Origin of the sequence: Actinospica robiniae DSM 44927, assembly GCF_000504285.1 — a bacterium.
In the GTDB taxonomy this organism is placed as follows: Bacteria; Actinomycetota; Actinomycetes; order Streptomycetales; family Catenulisporaceae; genus Actinospica; species Actinospica robiniae.
The window spans coordinates 6594454-6613842 of record NZ_KI632511.1; the positions used below are offsets into that span (position 1 = coordinate 6594454).

General features: G+C 69.3%; 19 protein-coding genes. 4 read left to right on the forward strand and 15 right to left on the reverse strand.

Annotated elements, in window-relative coordinates; genetic code table 11:
• Position 1 precedes the first annotated feature (1 nt).
• The 5 genes from ACTRO_RS28220 to ACTRO_RS28240 form a co-directional block, all read right to left on the reverse strand.
• Complete coding sequence (locus ACTRO_RS28220; protein WP_034267884.1) at positions 2 to 1018, reverse strand: DUF2804 domain-containing protein; 1017 nt, start codon at positions 1016 to 1018, stop codon at positions 2 to 4.
• 56 nt (positions 1019 to 1074) lie between these two features.
• Positions 1075 to 1656 (reverse strand): hypothetical protein, encoded by a 582-nt coding sequence (locus ACTRO_RS28225; RefSeq protein WP_034267887.1) that lies wholly within the window; start codon positions 1654 to 1656, stop codon positions 1075 to 1077.
• Positions 1653 to 2111: a hypothetical protein gene (locus ACTRO_RS28230; protein WP_034267890.1), complete on the reverse strand. Its 459-nt coding sequence runs from the start codon at positions 2109 to 2111 to the stop codon at positions 1653 to 1655. Before ACTRO_RS28230 ends, ACTRO_RS28225 begins: the two co-directional genes overlap by 4 nt.
• A gap of 248 nt (positions 2112 to 2359) precedes the next feature.
• Complete coding sequence (locus tag ACTRO_RS28235; RefSeq protein WP_034267892.1) at positions 2360 to 3811, reverse strand: SPFH domain-containing protein; 1452 nt, start codon at positions 3809 to 3811, stop codon at positions 2360 to 2362.
• Between the two features lie 135 nt (positions 3812 to 3946).
• Positions 3947 to 4141 (reverse strand): hypothetical protein, encoded by a 195-nt coding sequence (locus ACTRO_RS28240; protein WP_084316579.1) that lies wholly within the window; start codon positions 4139 to 4141, stop codon positions 3947 to 3949.
• A 176-nt stretch (positions 4142 to 4317) separates the two neighbouring features.
• Here ACTRO_RS28240 and ACTRO_RS28245 point away from each other — a divergent pair, with 176 nt between their 5' ends.
• The 3 genes from ACTRO_RS28245 to ACTRO_RS28255 all read left to right on the forward strand — a co-directional run bounded on the left by ACTRO_RS28245 (position 4318) and on the right by ACTRO_RS28255 (position 5674).
• Positions 4318 to 4707: a chorismate mutase gene (locus ACTRO_RS28245; protein WP_084316580.1), complete on the forward strand. Its 390-nt coding sequence runs from the start codon at positions 4318 to 4320 to the stop codon at positions 4705 to 4707.
• Positions 4708 to 4780: 73 nt separating this feature from the next.
• Positions 4781 to 5275 (forward strand): hypothetical protein, encoded by a 495-nt coding sequence (locus ACTRO_RS28250; RefSeq protein ID WP_034267898.1) that lies wholly within the window; start codon positions 4781 to 4783, stop codon positions 5273 to 5275.
• A 183-nt stretch (positions 5276 to 5458) separates the two neighbouring features.
• Positions 5459 to 5674: a hypothetical protein gene (locus ACTRO_RS28255; RefSeq protein ID WP_034267901.1), complete on the forward strand. Its 216-nt coding sequence runs from the start codon at positions 5459 to 5461 to the stop codon at positions 5672 to 5674.
• Between the two features lie 223 nt (positions 5675 to 5897).
• Here the strand turns inward: ACTRO_RS28255 and ACTRO_RS28260 are convergent, their stop codons facing one another.
• The 7 genes from ACTRO_RS28260 to ACTRO_RS28290 form a co-directional block, all read right to left on the reverse strand.
• Positions 5898 to 7418 carry a GH1 family beta-glucosidase gene (locus ACTRO_RS28260; protein ID WP_084316581.1) on the reverse strand — a complete coding sequence of 507 codons (1521 nt, stop codon included), beginning with the start codon at positions 7416 to 7418 and terminating at the stop codon, positions 5898 to 5900.
• Position 7419: 1 nt separating this feature from the next.
• On the reverse strand, positions 7420 to 8451 hold the full coding sequence (locus ACTRO_RS28265) for an oligopeptide/dipeptide ABC transporter ATP-binding protein (RefSeq protein ID WP_034277105.1): 1032 nt from the start codon (positions 8449 to 8451) through the stop codon (positions 7420 to 7422).
• Positions 8452 to 8531: 80 nt separating this feature from the next.
• Complete coding sequence (locus tag ACTRO_RS28270; RefSeq protein WP_051451516.1) at positions 8532 to 9500, reverse strand: ABC transporter permease; 969 nt, start codon at positions 9498 to 9500, stop codon at positions 8532 to 8534.
• A 3-nt stretch (positions 9501 to 9503) separates the two neighbouring features.
• On the reverse strand, positions 9504 to 10484 hold the full coding sequence (locus ACTRO_RS28275) for an ABC transporter permease (protein ID WP_034267904.1): 981 nt from the start codon (positions 10482 to 10484) through the stop codon (positions 9504 to 9506).
• Entirely contained in the window at positions 10481 to 11560 is a 1080-nt protein-coding gene (locus ACTRO_RS51500; RefSeq protein WP_034267906.1) for an ABC transporter ATP-binding protein, read from the reverse strand. Before ACTRO_RS51500 ends, ACTRO_RS28275 begins: the two co-directional genes overlap by 4 nt.
• 108 nt (positions 11561 to 11668) lie before the next feature.
• Complete coding sequence (locus tag ACTRO_RS28285) at positions 11669 to 13354, reverse strand: ABC transporter substrate-binding protein (RefSeq protein WP_034267908.1); 1686 nt, start codon at positions 13352 to 13354, stop codon at positions 11669 to 11671.
• 143 nt (positions 13355 to 13497) lie between these two features.
• A complete protein-coding gene (locus tag ACTRO_RS28290) occupies positions 13498 to 14520 on the reverse strand; it encodes a LacI family DNA-binding transcriptional regulator (RefSeq protein WP_034267910.1) in 1023 nt (340 codons plus the stop codon).
• A gap of 264 nt (positions 14521 to 14784) precedes the next feature.
• On the opposite strand from ACTRO_RS28290, the gene ACTRO_RS28295 reads away from it, so the two are divergent.
• Entirely contained in the window at positions 14785 to 15807 is a 1023-nt protein-coding gene (locus ACTRO_RS28295; protein WP_034267913.1) for a LacI family DNA-binding transcriptional regulator, read from the forward strand.
• Positions 15808 to 15962: 155 nt separating this feature from the next.
• Here ACTRO_RS28295 and ACTRO_RS28300 read toward each other — a convergent pair whose 3' ends face one another.
• The 3 genes from ACTRO_RS28300 to ACTRO_RS28310 all read right to left on the reverse strand — a co-directional run bounded on the left by ACTRO_RS28300 (position 15963) and on the right by ACTRO_RS28310 (position 19153).
• Complete coding sequence (locus tag ACTRO_RS28300; RefSeq protein WP_034267915.1) at positions 15963 to 16856, reverse strand: carbohydrate ABC transporter permease; 894 nt, start codon at positions 16854 to 16856, stop codon at positions 15963 to 15965.
• Between the two features lie 2 nt (positions 16857 to 16858).
• Positions 16859 to 17827, reverse strand: a complete 969-nt coding sequence (locus ACTRO_RS28305; RefSeq protein WP_034267918.1) for a carbohydrate ABC transporter permease — start codon at positions 17825 to 17827, stop codon at positions 16859 to 16861.
• A 120-nt stretch (positions 17828 to 17947) separates the two neighbouring features.
• Complete coding sequence (locus ACTRO_RS28310) at positions 17948 to 19153, reverse strand: ABC transporter substrate-binding protein (RefSeq protein ID WP_051451517.1); 1206 nt, start codon at positions 19151 to 19153, stop codon at positions 17948 to 17950.
• Positions 19154 to 19389: the final 236 nt, after the last annotated feature.

The window sequence follows — 19389 nt, forward strand, 5'->3', positions numbered from 1 at the left end:
GTCACAGGCGCGCCCGCATGCTCTCGCAGACGCCGTGCACGCCCTGCACCTCGTAGCTGCCCTCGGCTCCGCGCACGACGCCGCGGTAGGTGCCGAACATCTGGAAGTAGTCGATCGCGAACAGGCCGAGCTGGCGCTTGACCTCCTTGCGCCCCTCGGGCGTGAACTCGACCTCGAGGCGGCCGTCCGCCGAATGCATGCGCCAGGGCGCGTCCGGGTCGGCCGGCTCCGCCGGCTCGAAGACGACGTCGTCGAGCGGCTCGCACGCCGTCGGCGTCCACACGCAGGATTCCTCGGCCTCCCCGGTGATCTCGGGGCGGTCCACGAAGTTCGCGCCGACCACTCCGCCCTCGGCGCGCATCGCGAAGGTGCCCCACAGCCAGGTGGTGCGATAGGGCAGCAGAGAGCGGTGCTCGTCCAGGATGGCCAGGTCCCGCTCCGGCCGGTAGACGATCTCCCGGTCGCCGACGCGCAGCACCCCGCCGGCCGGGAAGATCGCCTTGTGCGTGTACATCCGGCTGCGGCGGCCGGGCAGGCGGGAGCTGACCGAGAGCGGCCGCCCGGCGTGCGCGGCGTCGAGGTGCAGCTCGCCGCTGATCGCGGGCGCCGTCGCGGTCTCGGCGATGTCGATGGCCAGCACGTGCCGGCCGTCGGTGTCGTCGAACTCGTACTCGATCGAGTAGTCGCCGCGGTGGGCGGTGTAGCGGTGGCCGAACAGCGCGGAGGGCATGGGCATGGAGCCGCTGCGCATGGTGACCGCGTGCTGGTGCAGCGCCGCGGCGGCGCGATCGTAGGCGTAGATCTCCGAGCTGGCCAGGTAGTGCGCGTCCTGGATGATCAGCGAGGAGTACCAGTCCGGGTGCAGCAGGGTGAAGCCGATCCACTCCTTGAGCCTGAGCCCGCGCAGCCGCCGGGACAGACCGGAGAACTCGTCCAGCGGGTTGACGTTCGAGGGCCGGGCCTCAAGGCGACCGTAGCGCCGGGCCCAGCCCTCGACGAGGCTGTTCGGATTCGACATGGCAGGACCGTAGTGATCGCGCCCGCGCACGTCAACGGTTTCTATCCAGCGGTGTGCTAACTCGCCGACGCGTCGAGTTGGGGGACGTGGACGTAGAGCTTGATCGGCTGCGAGGAGACCACGAACGGCTGGTCTGTCTCCACCAGCGTGCCGGAGGCGGTGAAGAAGAACACGCCGTTCTCGCCGCCCTCCTCCGGGCCGTAGGAGCCGTCGTCGCCGATCGCGTCGAGCACGCATCCGCCCTGGTTGCCGCAGTCGGAGGTGATCTGGGTGGCGGTCATCTGGGAGCCGGTCGAGGAGACCTTGCCCTTGATGACGTAGTAGCCGATCGGCGTCGGGGAGCCCCAGGCGAAGATGTAGACGTAGTTGGTGTCGCCGGCCGAGTTGTACATCTTCAGCCGCGCGGCCAGGTTCTGCCGCTCCAGCGGGTCGGACGGCGCGGCGGCGGTGTACGGGTAGGGGACCGCGAGGTTGAACTCCTTGTACGTGTTCTCCGACTGGGTGTTGCCGCCGGAGACCTGGTTGCCCGAACCTCCGGTGCAGGCGGCCAGCGTGACCAGGCAGATCGCGCCCGCGACGATGCTCAGGGCGAAGACGCGGATGCGGCGCCGGTGCGCCCGGGGCTGTTTGGGCGTCATGACTTGGAGACCTCGCAGACGGTGGTCGGGTAGGAGGAGGGCAGGCCGCTCGGGAGGTATCCGGAGGCCATGATGGTGCGCACGTCCGCGTTGTACGCGGCGACGTCGGACGCGCAGTTGAGCTCCAGGCCCTGCAGGTCGAGCTTGTCCTGCTGGGTGCTCTGGTCCGCCGCGAGCACCTGGATCTTCTGCTGGTCGGAGACCACCGTGGCCTGGTCGCCGAGCAGCTTCGTGTTCTGCGCCACCTGGTTCTGGCCGGAATTGTGCTGCCGGGTCACCGAGGCGTCGCCGCGGGGTCCGGAAGTGGCGGTCCACAGCCAGGCCGCGACCGCGATCAGCGCGGCGATCAGGAACAGGCCGATGAACAGCAGCGGCGTGGTCAGCGCGACCCCGCGGCCGGCGGTGCGGTAGTCGTCGCGCAGTGTTCTTCGTTTGGAATCGCCGGAAGACGGCATGTCGATGCTCCAGGAATGAGTGAAATCGAGAGGGCGTGAGGGCACGACGGCGGGGCGGGCGGCCGCATCGCCGGACCCGCTTGCCGTCTAGCCAAAAGAAAGAAAGAGGACGTAGCGAGCAGGCGTCGCCGGGACCGGGTGCCCCGATGCCGTACCGGAACCGGCGACGTCGCTGTGCTCGTTACCGCGTCAGTGCTTGTTACCGCACGCGCGCTCGTCCTGCGCTACTTCGTGTACTGCGTCACCCGTCAGCCGATCGGGACCTGGTGCGCCCGGTGGTTGTCCGTCGCCTCGGCTCCGGCTTCGACGGCGGTGCCGTCCTGCTTCATCGAGGCGAGCAGGTTGCGGGCCAGGCCCAGCCCGGTGCCGCCCATCGTCAGGGCCTTGGCCAGCATGTCGTTGACGCCCTCGGCGCCGTTGAGCACGACCATGTGGTCCACGCCGGCGAAGGCCTCGGCCCCCGCCTTGACGATCGCCGGCCAGTTCTCCGCGAGCTGCTGGGCGATGACCGCTTCCTGGTTCTCGGCCAGCGCCGCGGCCCTGGCCTTGATCGACTCGGCCTCGGCCAGACCGAGCGCGCGGGCGGCCTCGGCCTCGGCCAGACCCCTGGCCTGCGCCGCGGCCGCCTCGGCTTCACCGGTCGCCCGGGTGGCCTCGGCCTGGGCCAGACCGCGGGCGCGGGTGGCGGCGGCCTCGGCTTCGGCCGCGGCCTTCACCCGCATCGCGTCGGCGACGGCCCGCAGCTCCGTCTCCTTCGCAGCGGCCTCGGCCTCGTGCACCTTCGACTCGCGCTGCGCCTGAGCGATGGTGACGGTCTTGTACGCCTCGGCGTCGGCGGGCTTGCGCACGTCGACCTGGAGCTGCTGCTCGCGCTTGTACGCCTCGAGTTCGGCGACCTTGGTCTCCTGCACGACGACTTCCTGCCGCGCGTTCGCCTCGGCCAGCGGACCGGCCATCTTGGAGCGGGCCTGGGCGTTGTCCACCTCGGCCTGGTAACCGGCCTGCTGGATGTTGGCGTTGCGGATCGCCTCGGCCTTGCGCGCGTTGGCCTCGGCCTCCGCCTCGGTCGCCACCCGCTCGGCCTCGGCCTGGGCGATGCGCGCGTCCCGCTGCACGGCCGCGGTGTGCGGCGCGGCCAGGGCCTTGATGTACCCCGTGGGGTCGTCGATCTCCTGGATCTGCAGGGAGTCGATGGTCAACCCCAGCTTCTCCATCTCGTGTCCGCTGGTGGCCCGGGTCTGCTCGGTCAGCCGTTCCCGGTCGCGGATCATCTCCTCCACGGTCAGGCTGCCCACGATCGAGCGCAGGTGGCCGGCCAGGATGTTGTCCACCCGGGTGTTCATGTGCTGCTGCTGGTCCAGGAACCGCCGGGCCGCGTTGGCGATCGACACCCGGTCGTCGCCCACCTTGAAGATCACCACACCCTTGACGTGCACCGGGATGCCCTGCGCGGTCACGCAGTCCACCGCCAGGTCGGCTTCGTTCAGGTCCAGCGAGAGCTTGCGCACCGCCTGCACGCCCGGGATGACGAAGGTGCCGCGACCGGTCACGATCCGGAACCCCATCCCCTCCTCCACCCCGTCGGCGCGGTGCTTCGCTCCGGAGATCAGCAGAGCCTGGTTCGGCTCCGCCACCCGCCACATCGCTTTGAAGACGGCGACGAGGATCAACACCCCGCCCACCGCGATGACCGCGGTCATCAGTGCCAGAGGCACTTGAGGTCACTTCCCCCTGCATGTGATGGAACTCGTGGCCCGATGCCGCGAGCCCATCCACTGGTGTACACCCGGCGCGAACCGGACGCGAGAGCCGGGGAAGTGTCCTGCGTCACACCGTCAGAACGCTGAAACGTAGACGGTGCGCGGGGCGTGGTAGTCCATCACCACCACGATCGTGCCCACCGCTATCTCCTCCCCGGGATCGGCCGCGTAGGCCATGAACGCCTCGGCCCCGCCGCGCACCCGCACCATCACCTCGCCGACCAGACCGGGTGCGATCCGCCCGGTCACCCGCCCCTGCAATCCGACCACCGACGACCTCCGCATGAGTGCTGACAGGGGCCATTACACACCCGGCGCGCCGGTCGGCGACGCGCGCGGGCGCCGCTCGCCCAGTGAGACGGACGGGGCCGCGAGGAGGGGAACCGCTAGGGTTTTCGTCACCCGTGGCACCCGCCGCCTACCGCCGCCGAGGGGCAGGAGAGACGATGAGCGAGCAGAGCGAGCCGACCGAGGACGATCGTTCCGGACAGCCGCGGGCCGGGGTCGGGCACGAGCGCCAGGCGCCGGAGGGGGTCGCCGGGGAGCTGCGGCTGCTGCGCGACAGCATCGACAACCTCGACGCCGCGCTGGTCTTCGTGCTCGCCGAGCGGTTCAAGTGCACCCAGAAGGTCGGGCAGCTCAAGGCCCGGCACGAGCTGCCGCCGGCCGACCCGGAGCGGGAGGCGCAGCAGATCAGGAGACTGCGCCGGCTGGCCGAGGAGTCGCAGCTCGAGCCGCAGTTCGCCGAGAAGTTCCTGAACTTCATCGTCGAAGAAGTGGTGCGCCATCACAAGTTGATCGCCGCCGCCGCTTCCCCGCAGGGGCCTGCCGACTGATTCTTCGCGGCACTTCGCCATTCGGCGGATTCCGTTATTCCATAAGGACACCCGGCCCTGGCATCATTCAGCCATGGCTTACCAGTTGCGCGGGGTGATCGGCCGTATATCGGCCGCGCAAGGCGTGGCGGCTGAGCTCGGGTCCGTGGCCTCGGTGGTGCCGCTCGAGCAGGGGTTCGCATTGGTTCCGTACACCACTGCCGTGTACGACGCGTTCGTCGCGGCGGGGCGGGCGTCGGAACGGATGAAGCCGTTCTGGTGGTTGGGCGAATCTCTCGCCGAACTGTGCGCGGCGGCTTCTCGGGACTCGCCTCTGGTGTACGTGGAGGCGGAGTATTTCGGCGGTGCCGGAGACCAGAAGGCAGTGCTCTGGAAGGGCGGCGCGATCGCGTTCGGACCGGTGACCACGGGCCGGCTCTCGGCCAGCGGGCACGGCCCGGGCCAGACCGCGATCTCGCAGGCGCTGGCCGGGCTCGGGGTCGTCGGGACGGCCCCGGAGCGCGACGAGTTCCTGGTGCTGGGCCTGGACCGGCACCGGAACTGGGAGGACTGGGGCGGAGCCGGCTGAGCGTGCGCCGCGCGGCGCACGCGCGCGGCTCTCGGCCGATCGGGTGAGGCGACTGACCAGGCCGTTCGCCGAAAACCAGAACAAAAGGTGCATAGGGTTCAGGGGTGAATTAGCGTGGCCGGTCTCAGGCCGTGCAGCCGCGCGGCCGTCGCGCACGCCCGTCACCGGAAGGAAGTGAACCCCATGCCCGATCTCGACGAGTCGAAGAACCAGGCCATGGATTCCGACCAGCAGGACCAGGGCCAGGCCGGTCAGTCCCCGTCCTCGAAGGACAAGATGATGGACCAGGCCAAGAAGAGAATGGACACCGACCAGGACGGCAAGGTGGACTCCGACGAGGCCAAGAAGTCCGCCGGAGACGCCGTCAACAAGGTGAAGGGCCTGTTCAAGAAGAGCTAGCCGCTTGCCGCTTGACGATCGGCGCGAGCGGATTGCGACCGCTGCGCGGTAGCGCTACCCGGCGCTGGTCCCGGCCGACGCGAAGGCGTCGGCCGGGACCTTCTCGTTTCATCCGCCGCCCGGGCGAGTGCGGCGCCCGGGCGGCGGAGCCGCCCGCCTGCGGATCAGATCCCCGTGCGTACGGTGGGCGGGGGCGCGATCACCGGCCCGCGGGCCGGGTGCGTCAGGACTCCTTGGCCCCGCGCACCTGCCGGATGGTCTCGGTGAACCACCGGGCACTGAGCTTCGGGGTGCGCTTGAGGGTCTCGAAGTCCACCCGGACGATGCCGAACCGCTTGTCGAAGCCGAAGGCCCACTCGAAGTTGTCCAGCAGCGACCAGACGTAGTAGCCGCGGATGTCAGCCCCCTGCTCGCGCGCGTCGGCGACGGCGGCGAGGTGCTCGGCGATGTAGCCCACCCGGTCCGCGTCGTGGACGTAGCCGGTCTCGTCCGGCTTGTCGCCGAAGGCGGCCCCGTTCTCGGTGATGTACACCGGCACGCCCGGGTACTCGCGGCTGACCCGGACCAGCAGCGACGTGAAGTCGTGCGGCATGATCTCCCAGCCCATGTACGTCTGCGGCAGACCCTGCAGCACGTGCCGGGAGACCGGGCGGCCCTGCCCGTCCCGGGTGGCGCCGTCCTCGGTGCGGCCGCTGAGCTGCTGGCCGAAGTAGAAGTTCACCCCGAGCGCGTCGATCGGCTGCCCGATCGCCTCCAGGTCCCCGTCCTGCACCGGGATCTCCACGCCCTCGGCGGCCAGGTCGGCCACCAGGTCCTCCGGATAGCGCTTGTGCCACAGCGGATCCAGGTACATCCGGTTGTTCATGGCGTCGGCGCGGCGCACCGCCTCGTGGTCCTCGTGCGTGTCGTTCTCCGGGGTCGCCGGGCCCAGGTTGAGCACGATGGCGAGGGAGAAGTCGTTGCCCGCGCCAGCCGCGAGCTCGCGCATCCGCTGACCGGCCAGGCCGTGGCCGAGCAGCTGGTGGTGCGCCGCGGCGGCCGCGTCGGCCAGCGACTTGCGGCCCGGCGCGTGCACGCCGCCGAGGTAGCCGTGCGTGGTGACCACGGAGGGCTCGTTGAGCGTGGTCCAGGTGCGCACGCGGTCGCCGAGCCGGTTGTAGACCAGCTCGGCGTAGTCGGCGAAGCGGTAAGCGGTATCCCGGTTGGCCCAGCCGCCGGCGTCCTCGAGCTCCTGCGGCGTGTCCCAGTGGAACAGCGTCGGCCACGGGTCGACGCCGGCCTCGAGCAGCCCGTCCACCAGCCGCTCGTAGAAGTCCAGGCCGGCCGCGTTGGCCGGACCGCTGCCGTGCGGCTGCACCCGCGGCCAGGCGATCGAGAAGCGGTAGACGTCGAGGTCCAGCTCCTTGATCAGGGCCAGGTCCTCGTCCAGCCGGTGGTAGTGGTCGCAGGCCCGGTCGCCGAAGTCGCCGTTGTCGATCGCCCCGGGCACGCGGCAGAAGGTGTCCCAGACCGACGGGGTGCGTCCGTCCTCGGCCACCGCCCCCTCGATCTGGTAGGCGGAGGTCGCCGCGCCCCAGCGGAAGTCGGCGGGCAGCAGGGCGATCCGCCGCGCGGAGGCGGGAGAGACCCCGGCGAGCGCCGCGTACTCGCCGAGCTCCGGCTCCGACTCGCCGGGCGAGCCCTTGTGGATACCGGAAGCGGTTCCGGCGGCGGCAGCGCTTTCGGACGCCGTGGGAAAGTTCATGTCAGTCCTCTGTGTGGGGGGTGGCATGCAGCCAGCAGGCGACGCTGCGGCCGGGCGCGGTATCGGCGATTCGGGACAGGGTAGGGGAGGAGGCTTCCTCCGGCCTCGGCGCGGCGAGCTCGGGCCGGCGCGCGGAGCAGGGTTCGAAGGCGTGCGGGCAGCGCGGGTGGAACGAGCAGCCGGTCGGCATCGCGCGCAGGTCCGGCGGCGAGCCGGGAATACCGGTCAGCTCCCGGCGTGGCCCGCGCAGCGCCGGGAAGGAGCCGAGCAGGCCCTGGCTGTAGGGGTGCTTCGGGTCCTTGTACATCTGCGCGGACGCGGCGGACTCCACGATCCGGCCGCCGTACATGATGGCGATCCGGTCGGCGAACTCGGCCAGCAGCGACAGGTCGTGCGTGATGAAGAGCACGGCGAAGTCGAACTGCCGGCGCAGCCGCACCAGCCGGCTCAGGATCTGCCGCTGCATCACCACGTCCAGCGCGGTGGTCGGCTCGTCCATCACCACCACCTGCGGACGCAGGGCCATGGCCATGCCGATCATCACCCGCTGGCGCATACCGCCGGACAGCTGGTGCGGATAGGCCTCGGCCCGGTCCTCCGGGATGCCGACCAGCGCCAGCAGTTCCCTGATGCGGTCCTTGCGCTCGGCCGGCGTGGTCTCCGGCTCGTGCGCCTTGATCACGTCGTTCAGCTGGGTGCGGATCCGGTGCACCGGGTTGAGCGAGTTCATCGCGCCCTGGAACACGATCGCGGTCTGCGCCCAGCGGAACCGGCGCAGCTCCGCGTCGGTCAGCCGCAGCACGTCCACCGGCGCGGCGTCCGGGGCCTGGTAGAGCACCTGGCCGCCGGCCACCACCCCGGGCGGGGGCAGCAGCCGGGTCATCCCGTAGGCGAGGGTGGACTTGCCGCTGCCGGACTCCCCGGCCAGGCCGAGCACCTCGCCGCGGTGCAGGGTCAGGTCCACCTCGCGCACGGCCCGCACGGCCTTGTCGCCGGTGCCGTAGTCGACGCTCAGGTTCCTGATCTCCAGCACCGGCTCGCCGAACCCGGGCCGGCGCTCCCGCCTCGGCCTGGCCTGCTCGGCCGCCGCCGGGTTCGGCGCGTCAATCGTGCTCACAGCGTCTCTCCCTCAGGGTCCTGGGCCAGAGCGGGGACGAGTTCGACCGCCTCGCCGATGACCGGGGTGAAGCCGACCCGCATCCGCAGCCGGCGGCCGGAGGCGGTCTTGATCCGGGCCGGGCCGCTGGAGCGCAGCCGCGGGTTGACGAACTCGTCGATGCCGAAGTTCAGCAGCGCGAGCCCGGAGCCGAGCAGCGCGATGGCCAGACCGGCCGGGACGAACCACCACCAGGCGTTCTGGGCCAGCGCGTCCTGGCTCTCGGCCCAGTAAAGCACGGTGCCCCAGTTCCATTCCGAGACGCTGATGCCGACGAACGCCAGGGTGATCTCGGTCAGGATGGTGAACACCACCGTGCCGACGAAGCCGGAGGCGATGATCGCGGTCAGGTTCGGCAGGATCTCGAACACGATGATCCGCCAGGTGGACTCGCCGGTGGCCCGGGCGGCCTCGATGTAGTCGCGGCGGCGCAGCGAGAGGGTCTGCGCCCGCATCAGCCGCGCGTTCCACGCCCACGAGGTCAGGCCGATCACCAGCACCACGATGGCGCTGTTGTTCTGCTGGGTCGAGGTGATGATGATCAGCAGCGGCAGGGCCGGGAGTACCAGGAACACGTTGGAGAGCACGGACAGGCTCTCTCCGCCGCGTCCGGGCAGGTAGCCGGAGGCGATGCCGATCAGCAGCGAGAGCGCGGTGGCGATCGCGCCGGCCAGGAAGCCGACGACGACCACGCCGCGGGTGCCGACCAGCAGCTGGCTGTAGATGTCGCGGCCGAGCTGGTCGGTGCCGAACCAGTGCGCCGACGAGGGCGCGGCCACCGGCAGTTCGCCGGTCGCGTCCGGGCTGTACGGCGCGATCCAGGGTCCGATCACCGCGAACACGATGAAGAACAGCAGGATCAGGGCGCCCACGGCGGCCTTGCGGTTGCGCAGGAAGCGGGGCGGCCGGATTCGGGTCAGGCGCATCGGTCAGCCCTCCTTGCGGGTGCGCGGGTCGAGGAGCAGGTACACCAGGTCGGCCACGAAGTTCGCGGCCAGCACCGCCAGCGTGATGACCAGGAAGATCCCCTGCATCACCGGGTAGTCGTCCGCGCCGATGGCCTGGATCAGCAGCAGGCCGACGCCCTGGTAGTTGAACACGATCTCGACCAGGAAGGTGCCGCTGACGATGAAGCCGAGCGAGAGCGCGAAGCCGGAGATGTTCGGCAGCAGCGCGTTGCGGGCGGCGTAGTTGAGCATGACCCGCCGCTCGGACAGGCCCTTGGCGTGCGCCACGGTGATGTAGTCCTCCGAGGTGACCGTCACCATCATGTTGCGCATGCTCAGCAGCCAGCCGCTCATGGTGGAGACCACGATGGTCGCGGCGGGCAGGATCGCGTGCTGCAGCGCGTTGCCCACGAATGAGGGCGTCCACACCGGGGTCATCCCCTGGTCGAAGCTGAACGCGCCGGGCAGCCAGCTGCCGGGCCCGGTGAACAGGGTGATCGCGATCAGGCCGAGCCAGAAGTACGGGATCGAGGAGAGGAACGAGGTGGCCGGCAGCAGCGCGTCCGTCCACGATCCGCGCCGCCAGCCGGCGAAGACGCCGAGGCCGGTGCCGATCACGAAGCTGAGCACCGTGGCCGTGCCCACCAGGAACAGCGTCCAGGGCAGGTACTGGCCGATCAGGGTACTGACGGGAGTGGGGAACTGGGTGAAGGAGATGCCGAGGTTCCCGTGCGCGAGCTGGCCCCAGTAGGACATGTAGGACTGCCACAGGGTCTGGTGCTTGTTCAGGCCGAACAGCGCGGTCAGCGACGCGATGGCGCTGGAGTTGATCTGCCCCTGGTACTTCGAGAGCAGGGCGCTGACGGGGTCGCCCGGCAGGGTGTGCGCGATGAAGAAGTTGATCGTGATCGCGGCCCAGGCGGTGAAGACGTAGAAGCCGAGGCGGGTCAGCAGGCGTTTCATGCGGCGGTCGCCTCCTCGGCGGCGTAGAGCCAGCACGCGGCCCACTGCGCGGTGCCGCCTTCAACGCCTTCCGGCGCGGGCACCTCGAAGCGCGGCGGAAGCTCGGTCTTGCAGCGCTCCATCACGTGCGGGCAGCGCGGATGGAAGCGGCAGCCCTCGGGCGGGGTGATCAGGCTGGGCGGCTCGCCCAGGTCCTCCTCCTCGGTCAGCTCGCCGTTCTCGTCGTACTCGCCGAAGCCGGTGCCGAGCCGCTCCGGGTCCGGTGCCGAGTTGATCAGCAGCCTGGTGTACGGGTGCGCGGGGTGCTGGGTGACCGTCTCGCTGTCGCCGCCCTCGACCATCCGGCCCGCGTACATCACCAGGGTCTCGTCCGCGAAGTAGCGGGCCGAGGCGATGTCGTGGGTGATGTAGAGCACGGCCAGGTGCAGCTGCTCCTTGAGGTCGCGCAGCAGGTTGAGCACGCCGAGCCGGATCGAGACGTCCAGCATCGAGACCGGCTCGTCCGCGAGCAGCACCTCGGGCTGGGCGGCGAGGGCGCGGGCGATCGCCACGCGCTGGCGCTGGCCGCCGGAGAGCTCGTGCGGGTATTTGGCCAGGTACTGCTCGGCCGGGGTGAGCCTCACCCGGCCGAGCAGGTCCACGAGGGCCTGCTCGAGATCGGCCCGTGACTTACCGGCGTGCCCGTGCACCTTCAGCGCACGGGAGAGGGTGTAGCGCACCGTGTGCACCGGGTTGAGCGAAGCGAAGGGGTCCTGGAAGATCAGCTGCACCCGGCGGCAGTACGCGCGCAGCTTGCGTCCGCCGCGCACCTTCACTTCCTGTCCGTGCAGCCGCACCGATCCGCCGGAGCGGTGCTGCAGCTGGGCGAGCAGCCGGGCCACGGTCGACTTGCCCGAGCCGGACTCGCCGACGAGCGCGGTCACCCGGCCGCGCCGCAGGGTCAGGGTGACCTCGTCCACGGCGTGCACCACCCGGGCGTGCCCGCCGAGCAGTTCGCGGCCGGAGGCCGACAGGGGGAAGTGCTTGGTGAGACCCTCCGCCTCGAGGACGGCCGTATCCTCGGCAATCACGTCCACATGCGTTCCGTTTCTGGTCTAGGGCCCGCCGCGGGAAGGAGGGGCGGGCCCCGGAAGCCGGCGCGGCGCGTGGCCGGCCGGCTCCCGGAGTTCTTCAGGGCGAAGGGTTTACGAGCCGGAGGCCGGCTGCAGGTGCTCGATGATGTCGAGCGAGTTGATCAGGGTCGGCTGGGCCGGGGCGTACGGGTTGGAGTCCGAGGGCCAGCCGGTCCAGTCCTTGGTGCTGAACTCGCCGCCGGCGTTGGCCGCCATGATCGGGATGATCGGCATGTCGTTGACCATGATGCCCTCGAGCGTGCTCAGCGCCGTGTTGCGCGCCGAGTCCGTGGCCGCGGAGGCGTAGGCGTTGAGCGCGGCGGTGGCGGCCGGGTTGTTGTACCGCTCGAAGTTCTCGTTGGCGGTCTTGCCGATCGGCGCGTACTGCGCGCCGTCCAGGATCGACTCGTAGATGTCGTACGGGGTCGAGCCGCTGTTGGTCCAGTGCAGCACGGCCTGGAAGTTGCCGTTGGCCACGTCCGTGGTCCAGGTGTTGGCGTTCGGCTGCGAGACGGTGGCCTTGATGCCGATCTGGGCCAGGTCGTTCTGGATCAGCGTCAGGTCGGTGTCGTAGTCGGACCAGCCGGCCGGGTCGGACAGGTTCAGCGTGACGGCCTTGCCGTTGTACATCAGGTTCGAGCCGCTGTAGGTGAACCCGGCCGTGCCGCTGATCAGCGCCTTGGCCGCGTTGACGTCCACGTTCGCGTTGGCGCTGGTGTACGCGCCCTGGATGAACGAGGTGCCGGCCGGGGTCGGGATGCCGGTGTTGCTGGCGACGGTCGGGTAGAAGTAGCCGTCCTCACCGGTCTTCACGATCGTCTGACGGTTGATCACGTCGTTGATCGCCTTGCGCAGGTTGGCGTTGTCGAACGGCTTGATCGTGGTGTTGATCCACAGGCCGTGGATGCCGAGCACCGCCGGGAACCACAGCTGCAGGTGCTTCGCGTCCTTCGCGGTGTAGGTCACCGAGGGGTTCGGGATGAACTCGAAGGTCCAGTCCGAGTCCCCGTCGGTCATCGCGCTCAGCTGCGTGGTGTTCGACGAGTACGAGGTGTAGTTCAGCGTCTTCGGCGCCGGCAGGGTCTGCCAGTAGCTGGCGCGCCGGGTGAGGGTGACCGTCTGCGAGGTGAAGTGGGTCAGCGTGTACGGGCCCGAACCGATCGGGTTGGTGTCCGCGTCGGTGGCCGGGTTCGACATCTTCGACCAGATGTGCTGCGGCACGATGAACTGGCTGATGATGTGCGTCTGGTACACGTACTGCGACGACGGGAAGGTCAGCGTGACGGTGTTCCCGCTGGTGGTGATGTCGCCGAAGTGGATCGCGAACGAGTTCAGCGCGGCGTTGCCCTTGATCAGGTTGAACGTGTAGGCCACGTCCGCGGCGGTCAGCGGCTGGCCGTCGGACCAGGTCACGCCGTTGCGGATGGTCAGCACGAGCTTCTGGTAGTTGTTCGACCAGGTCCACGCGGTGGCCAGCCACGGCTTGCCGGCCTGGGCCGGCTGCACCACGTTGGTCATCACGAGGGGTTCGTAGATGACGTTCTTGTAGCCGAGGGAGTTGGCGGCGGCGGAGCTCAGGAACGGGTTGTTGTTGTCACTCTGCGGACCGTTCGGCATGCCTATGTTCAGCACGCCGGAGGAGGAGCCGCCGGACGCGCCGGACTTGGCCGACGAACCGGAGGAGCCGCCGCAGGCGGTCAGGCCGCCGGCCGCCAGGATAGCGGAGGCTATGGCCGCTATAGTTCTCGATGTACGCATGTATCCCTCACTTGAGTGTTCGTACTCGCGGATGACGTGCGGTGGATCGGCACACGCGGGAACGTGGGCCGGTCCTTGTTCCACCCGGCCCACCTCTTCGTGCGGTGGGCCGGACTGTTGTCGGGGGCGTGTGGTGCGGCCGGTCAGCTCTCCGCGCTGCGGGCCTGGGGATGCGAGGATCCCCGCACCACCAGCTCCGTCGGGACGATGAACGGCTCGTCCGGCAGTTGGTCGCCGGAGTCGAGGTGCGTCATCAGCAGCCGGGCCGCCGCCTCGCCCATCGAGCGCATCGGTTGGCGCACGGTGCTCAGCGGCGGATTGGTGTAGGCGGCCAGCGGAACGTCGTCGAAGCCGACCACGGCGACGTCCTGCGGCACCCGCAGTTTGGCCTCGGCCAGCGCCTGGAGCACGCCGGCGGCCGAGAGGTCGTTGTGCGCGAAGACGGAGTCGAACTCGAACCCGGCCTGCAGCAGCCGGACCGTCGCGCGCAGACCGCCCTCGAAGGTGAAGTCCCCGCCCTGCACCAGCCGCGGATCGAGCGGGTGGCCGGCCTCGGCCAGCCGGGTCCGGAAGCCGGCCAGGCGCTCCCGGGTGCACCCCCAGCGCACCTCGCCGGTGATCACGGCCGGCCGGCTGCGGCCGAGCGCGAGCAGGTGCTCGGCCGCGCTGGCGCCGCCGATCCGGTTGGTGGTGGCCACCGAGGGGAAGCGCGGGCGGTGCTCCCGGTCGTCGATCAGGATGACCGGCAGCCCCTGCTCGTGCAGGGAGTTGATGTAGTCGAGGGTGCCTTCGGGCTCGATCACCAGCAGTCCGTCGAAGGACTTCGCGGAGACCTGGCCGGCGAACTGGCGCATCGACTGGTCGCCCTGGTTGCAGGTGAAGAGCATCAGCCCGTATCCGGCGGATTCGACCACGTCCACGGTGCCTTGGAGCACCTCGCCGATCCACGGCCAGGTGAGTGAGGGCACCAGCATGCCGATGACGCGGGTGCGGCCGCGGGCCAGGCCCACCGCCCCGGCCTTCGGAACGTAGCCGAGCTCGGCGATCACCTGGCGCACTCGGGCGGCGGTGGCGGCGTCGAGCTCGCCCTTGCCGTTGAGCACGCGCGAGACCGTGGTCTTACTCACGCCGGCGCGCGTCGCTACGTCGGTGATGGTGATCGGCAACGCTGCCTCCTCGCCTCCGGTACCGGTTCCGTAACCGGTACCGTGCGAGAAAGTAAAGCCTGGGGCCGGATTCTCGTCAATGAACCCCGTATAACGAAACGAACATGCCTGCTCATGGCCCTGTTACGAAACCATCATGTTCCGGTACTCGGGCAATCCGGACGAATTCTTCGCCGGGTGCCGGAACAAACCCGCGCGCGGCGGAACGCAAGAGATCGAAAATCCCGCAACATTCTTGCACCGAGATGCCGTATACTTGCAGGCATGCCAGGCAAACTCTCCGATGTGGCCAAGAAGGCCGGCGTCAGCGAGGCCACGGTCAGCCGGGTCCTCAACGACAAGCCGGGAATCTCGGCGGCCACCCGCGCGGCGGTGCTCACCGCGCTCGACGTGATGGGCTACGAACGGCCCACCCAGCTGCGGGGCGAGCGCGCCCGGCTGATCGGCCTCGTCCTGCCCGAACTGCAGAACCCGATCTTCCCGGCCCTGGCCGAGGTGGTCGGCGGCGCGCTCGCGCAACGCGGCTTCACCGCGGTCCTGTGCACCCGCACCACCAGCGGGATGTCAGAGGCCGACTACGTGGACATGCTGCTGGAACGGCAGGTGTCCGGCATGGTCTTCGGCGGCGGCCAGTACGCCGAGGCGGACGCCCCGCACGGGCACTACCTGCGGCTGCTCGAACTGCGGCTGCCGGTGGTGCTGGTCAACGCGGCCAGCGAGAACCTCGACTTCCCGCGCGTCTCCACGGACGACGCGGTGGCCGTGGAGCAGGCCTTCGGGCACCTCGTCTCGCTCGGCCACGAGCGGATCGGCCTGATCCTCGGCCCGCCCGACCACATGCCCTCGCGGCGCAAGCACGAGGCCTTCCTCAACGCCGCCGCCCGGGCCCAGCTGACCTCCCCGCCCGAGTTCGTGGAACACACCATGTTCTCCACCGAGGGGGGCCAGGTGGCCGCCTCCCGGCTGCTCAAGGCCGGGGTGACCGGGATCGTGTGCGCGAGCGACCCGATAGCCCTCGGCGCCGTGCGCGCGGTGCGCCGGGCCGGGCTGCGGGTGCCGCAGGACGTCTCCGTGGTCGGCTACGACGACTCGGCCTTCATGAACTGCACCGACCCGCCGCTGACCACCGTGCGCCAGCCGCTCGAGGCGATCGGCCGGGCCGCGGTGGCCATGCTGGTCGGGCAGATCGACGGCTTCCCGGTCACCGCCGAGGAGCTGCTGTTCGAGCCCGAGCTCGTGGTGCGCGGCTCCACCGCCCCGGCCCCGCCGTCGCCGCCGGCCGGCTGAGCATGACAGTGGGCTGAGCGTGCCAGTGGGCTGAGAAAGCCCGCAAGCGGAGATCGCCGCCGCCCTCCCCCTCGCGGGGCAGGACGGCGGCGATTCGTTGTCCGCGCTGACTTAACCGATCCAGCCGGGGGCCGACCTCGGTCGCAGCCGGGTGCTCAGCCCTTGAGGCTGCCGGCGGTCAACCCGGCCATGATGTTGCGCTGGAAGATCAGGAAGAACACGATCGTGGGCACCGCGGCCACCGCCAGCGAGGCCATCTCGATGTTCAGCGGAATCCCGTCCCCGGTCAGGTTCAGCAGGCCGACGTTGATGGTCATCTTCGAGGTGTCGTTGATCACCAGCAGCGGCCAGAGCACGTCCTTCCACACCGCGACCATGGCGAAGATGGAGACCACCGCCAGGATCGGCCGCGACATCGGCAGCACGATCGAGCGCAGCGCGCGCAGCGGACCGGCCCCGTCGATCGCCGCCGCGGCCATCAGCTCCTCCGGGATGGAGTCGAAGAACCGCTTGAGCAGGAAGATGTTGAAGCCGTTGGCCACCGACGGCAGCCAGATGGCCATCGGGTTGTTGATCAGGTTCCAGTGCAGCACCGGCACGTTCACCGCGGTCAGGTAGTTCGGGATCACCAGGACCGTGGCCGGGATCATCAGCGTGGCCAGCATCAGGCCCAGCACCACGTTGCCCAGCACCGGCCGCAGCTTCGAGAGCGCGTAGGCGGCCGCCACGTCGAAGACCAGCTGCAGCACCACCGCGCCGAAGGCGTAATAAGCGGTGTTGAAGATGAAGCGGCCGAGGTCGTAGCTGGACCAGGCGGTGGAGAAGTTGCTCCACTGCCAGGAGTGCGGGATCAGCGTCTGCGGGATCTGCTCCACCTCGGAGGCCGACTTCAGGCCGCTGGAGAAGAGCCAGTAGAGCGGGAAGAGGAACAGGAACGCGAACACGACGATCGAGACGACCAGCGCGGTCCAGTACAGCCGGCGCGCCAGCGGGCGGTTGAGTTGCGTCCGCGAGATCAGCGTCCGGGTATGGGTGTCGAAAGCAGTCATTTCTATTCCTCCGCCACTCGACGGCTCACGTAGAGGTAGGCCCCGGAGAAGATCGCGAGCACGATCAGCAGGACCGAGCTGATCGCCGCGGAGCCGCCGAAGTTCCCGAAGTTGGTCGCGTCCTGATACACCTGGTAGACCAGCGTCGCGGTCCCCGGCTCGCCGCGGGTCAACGCCAGCGACTCGGTGAAGGTCTGCATCGTGGCCACGATCTGGGTCAGCAGCATCAGCGACAGGATCAGCCGGGTCTGCGGGACGGTCACGTGCCAGATCCGCTTGAAGATGCCGGCTCCGTCGAGCTCGGCCGCCTCGTAGAGCTCGCCCGGGATCCCCTGCAGCGAGGCCAGGTAGATCAGCACGCCGCTGCCCATGTTGGACCAGGTGGAGAAGATCACCATGCAGAGCACGACGAAGGTGTTGTTCGGCGATTGCAGCCATTGCGAAGTAGGCAGGTGCAGGAAGTGCAGGACCGTGTTGAAGAACCCGGAGCCGTCCGGCGCGTAGAACCACCGCCACAGGAACGCCGCGGCCACGGGCGGCAGCATCACGGGTAGGTAGACCAGGAGCCGGAAGAAGCCCTGCGCGTGCCGGAACTCGTTGAGGCCGACCGCGAGCAGGAAGGGCACCGCGTAGCCGAAGATCAGCGCGAGCCCGGTGAACACGAGCGTCACCCGGACCGAGGTCCAGAAGCTCGGGTCGTGGATCATGTTCTGGTAGTTGCGCCAGCCGCGCCAGCCCTCGGTCTGCCCGAACTTGTTCAGGTGCTGGAAGCTGAGCACGAACTCGTGCACGATCGGGTACCAGGAGAACACCAGGAAGCACAGGATCGCGCCGATGAGGAAGGCGTAGCTCACCAGATTGCGCCGCACCCGTCGGCCCAGCGGGGCTTTGCGGCGGCGCGCGGACGGGGCCGGCCCGCCCTCCCTCGGCAGTCCCCGCGCCCTGGCGTGGGAAACGTTGATGGTCGCCATCGGATCTACACTTCCGCTCTTTTCGAAATGCCCGTCGGTGGGCGGCTCGGGGGGGATGGGGTGGCGGCGGCGCCGTCCCCGCCGGATCGGCCGGCGGGAACGGCGCCGCGGGTAGTGCTCTTACTGGTTCTGCAGGATCTCGTTCGCCGCGTTCTGGAACGTGTCCAGCAGCTGCTGCAGGTTCGCGTTCGGGTTGGTCAGCACGGCGTACATCATCTTGTCGCCCTGGGCGTAGATCGCCTGCGCCTGCGGCGGTTCGATCTCCAGCTTCATCGAGCCCAGAGCCTGGGTGTAGGCGCTGAAGTTCGCCACCGGCAGGTTGGCCGAGGAGCTCTCGTCCGTGGCCGCCTGCTGGTCGGCGGCGGATCCCGCGGTGAACAGGTCCGGCTCCGGCAGGCCGACCGGCTGGCCCTGCTGCGCGGTGCGGGTGTAGTCGAACTGGCCCTTGCCGGGGGTGAGGAACTCGTAGTTCAGGAACTTGATGCCGGCCTGGATCTGCGCCGGCGTGTCCTTCTTGTTGAACATGTAGCCGTTGCCGCCGAGCAGGGTCGCGGTCGGCGAGCTGGCGCCGGGCAGCGGCGCCATGGCTATGTTGTCGTACGGCGTGTTGTACGTCGAGTGCAGGTTGGTGACCGTGTCCGGCGCGCCCATGTAGATGCCGAGCTTGCCGGTGCTCATCAGCTGCTGCGGGTCCGACCAGGCCAGGCCCTGCTTGGTGCCCATGTCGTTGTCCACGAAGCGCATCTGGTGCAGCATCTGGAGCACGGCCAGGCCGTTGCTGTCGTCGAAGGCGGCCTTGGCGCTGTTGCCGGTGCCGGTGACCATCTGGCCGCCGCGCGAGAACACCTCGGCGGCGAAGTGCCAGCCGCCGGTGTTCTGGGCGCTCAGGTCCACGTAGCCGATGTAGCCCGGGCCCAGCGCGCTGATCTTCTTGGCGTCGGCCTCGACGTCGTCCCAGGTGGCGGGCGGCGAGGTGATCCCGGCCTTCTGGAACAGGGTTTTGTTGTAGACCAGGCCCTCGTCGTAGTTGTTCACCGGGATGCCGTACAGGTCGCCGGACCCGTTGTTCTTGTACACGGCCTGCAGGCCCGGCAGGATGCTGCTGTAGTTCGCGATCTGGCTCACGTACGACTGGATGTTCGCGGCCTGCCCCGCCGAGATCACGTTCTGCGCGTCGGTGAAGTACGTGTAGAAGACGTTGTCCTCGGTGCCCGCGGCCACCTGCGCCGTGAACTTCGCGGGATCGTCGCAAGGGTTCGCGTCGTCGCCCTTGACCGTGATGTTCGGGTTGAGCTTCTCGAAGGCCGCGATGTCGTCCAGGAACATCTGGCGCTGCGCCTTCTGGGTCGTGGGCGGTTCACATCCCACCGTGATGGTGACCGGCCCGGTACTGGCGGCAGTCGGCGTACCGGAGTGACTGCTGGAGCATCCGGTTGCAGCCAACGCCATACCAACGGCGGCGGCCACTGCGGCCTTGCGATGTTTCATAACGACGGATCCCTTCCGGAATGTGCCGCGAACCAGGGCTCATTCGCTCTGGATGCGCTGGTCAATAAGCGGAT

Excerpts from the sequence above, each read along its gene's own strand:
- ACTRO_RS28220 (WP_034267884.1), bottom strand. The coding sequence starts at position 1,018 with ATGTCGAATCCGAACAGCCTCGTCGAGGGCTGGGCCCGGCGCTACGGT.
- ACTRO_RS28225 (WP_034267887.1), bottom strand. The coding sequence starts at position 1,656 with ATGACGCCCAAACAGCCCCGGGCGCACCGGCGCCGCATCCGCGTCTTC.
- ACTRO_RS28230 (WP_034267890.1), bottom strand. The coding sequence starts at position 2,111 with ATGCCGTCTTCCGGCGATTCCAAACGAAGAACACTGCGCGACGACTAC.
- ACTRO_RS28235 (WP_034267892.1), bottom strand. The coding sequence starts at position 3,811 with ATGACCGCGGTCATCGCGGTGGGCGGGGTGTTGATCCTCGTCGCCGTC.
- ACTRO_RS28245 (WP_084316580.1), top strand. The coding sequence starts at position 4,318 with ATGAGCGAGCAGAGCGAGCCGACCGAGGACGATCGTTCCGGACAGCCG.
- ACTRO_RS28250 (WP_034267898.1), top strand. The coding sequence starts at position 4,781 with ATGGCTTACCAGTTGCGCGGGGTGATCGGCCGTATATCGGCCGCGCAA.
- ACTRO_RS28255 (WP_034267901.1), top strand. The coding sequence starts at position 5,459 with ATGCCCGATCTCGACGAGTCGAAGAACCAGGCCATGGATTCCGACCAG.
- ACTRO_RS28260 (WP_084316581.1), bottom strand. The coding sequence starts at position 7,418 with ATGAACTTTCCCACGGCGTCCGAAAGCGCTGCCGCCGCCGGAACCGCT.
- ACTRO_RS28270 (WP_051451516.1), bottom strand. The coding sequence starts at position 9,500 with ATGCGCCTGACCCGAATCCGGCCGCCCCGCTTCCTGCGCAACCGCAAG.
- ACTRO_RS28275 (WP_034267904.1), bottom strand. The coding sequence starts at position 10,484 with ATGAAACGCCTGCTGACCCGCCTCGGCTTCTACGTCTTCACCGCCTGG.
- ACTRO_RS28285 (WP_034267908.1), bottom strand. The coding sequence starts at position 13,354 with ATGCGTACATCGAGAACTATAGCGGCCATAGCCTCCGCTATCCTGGCG.
- ACTRO_RS28295 (WP_034267913.1), top strand. The coding sequence starts at position 14,785 with ATGCCAGGCAAACTCTCCGATGTGGCCAAGAAGGCCGGCGTCAGCGAG.
- ACTRO_RS28300 (WP_034267915.1), bottom strand. The coding sequence starts at position 16,856 with ATGACTGCTTTCGACACCCATACCCGGACGCTGATCTCGCGGACGCAA.
- ACTRO_RS28305 (WP_034267918.1), bottom strand. The coding sequence starts at position 17,827 with ATGGCGACCATCAACGTTTCCCACGCCAGGGCGCGGGGACTGCCGAGG.
- ACTRO_RS28310 (WP_051451517.1), bottom strand. The coding sequence starts at position 19,153 with ATGTTCCTGGACGACATCGCGGCCTTCGAGAAGCTCAACCCGAACATC.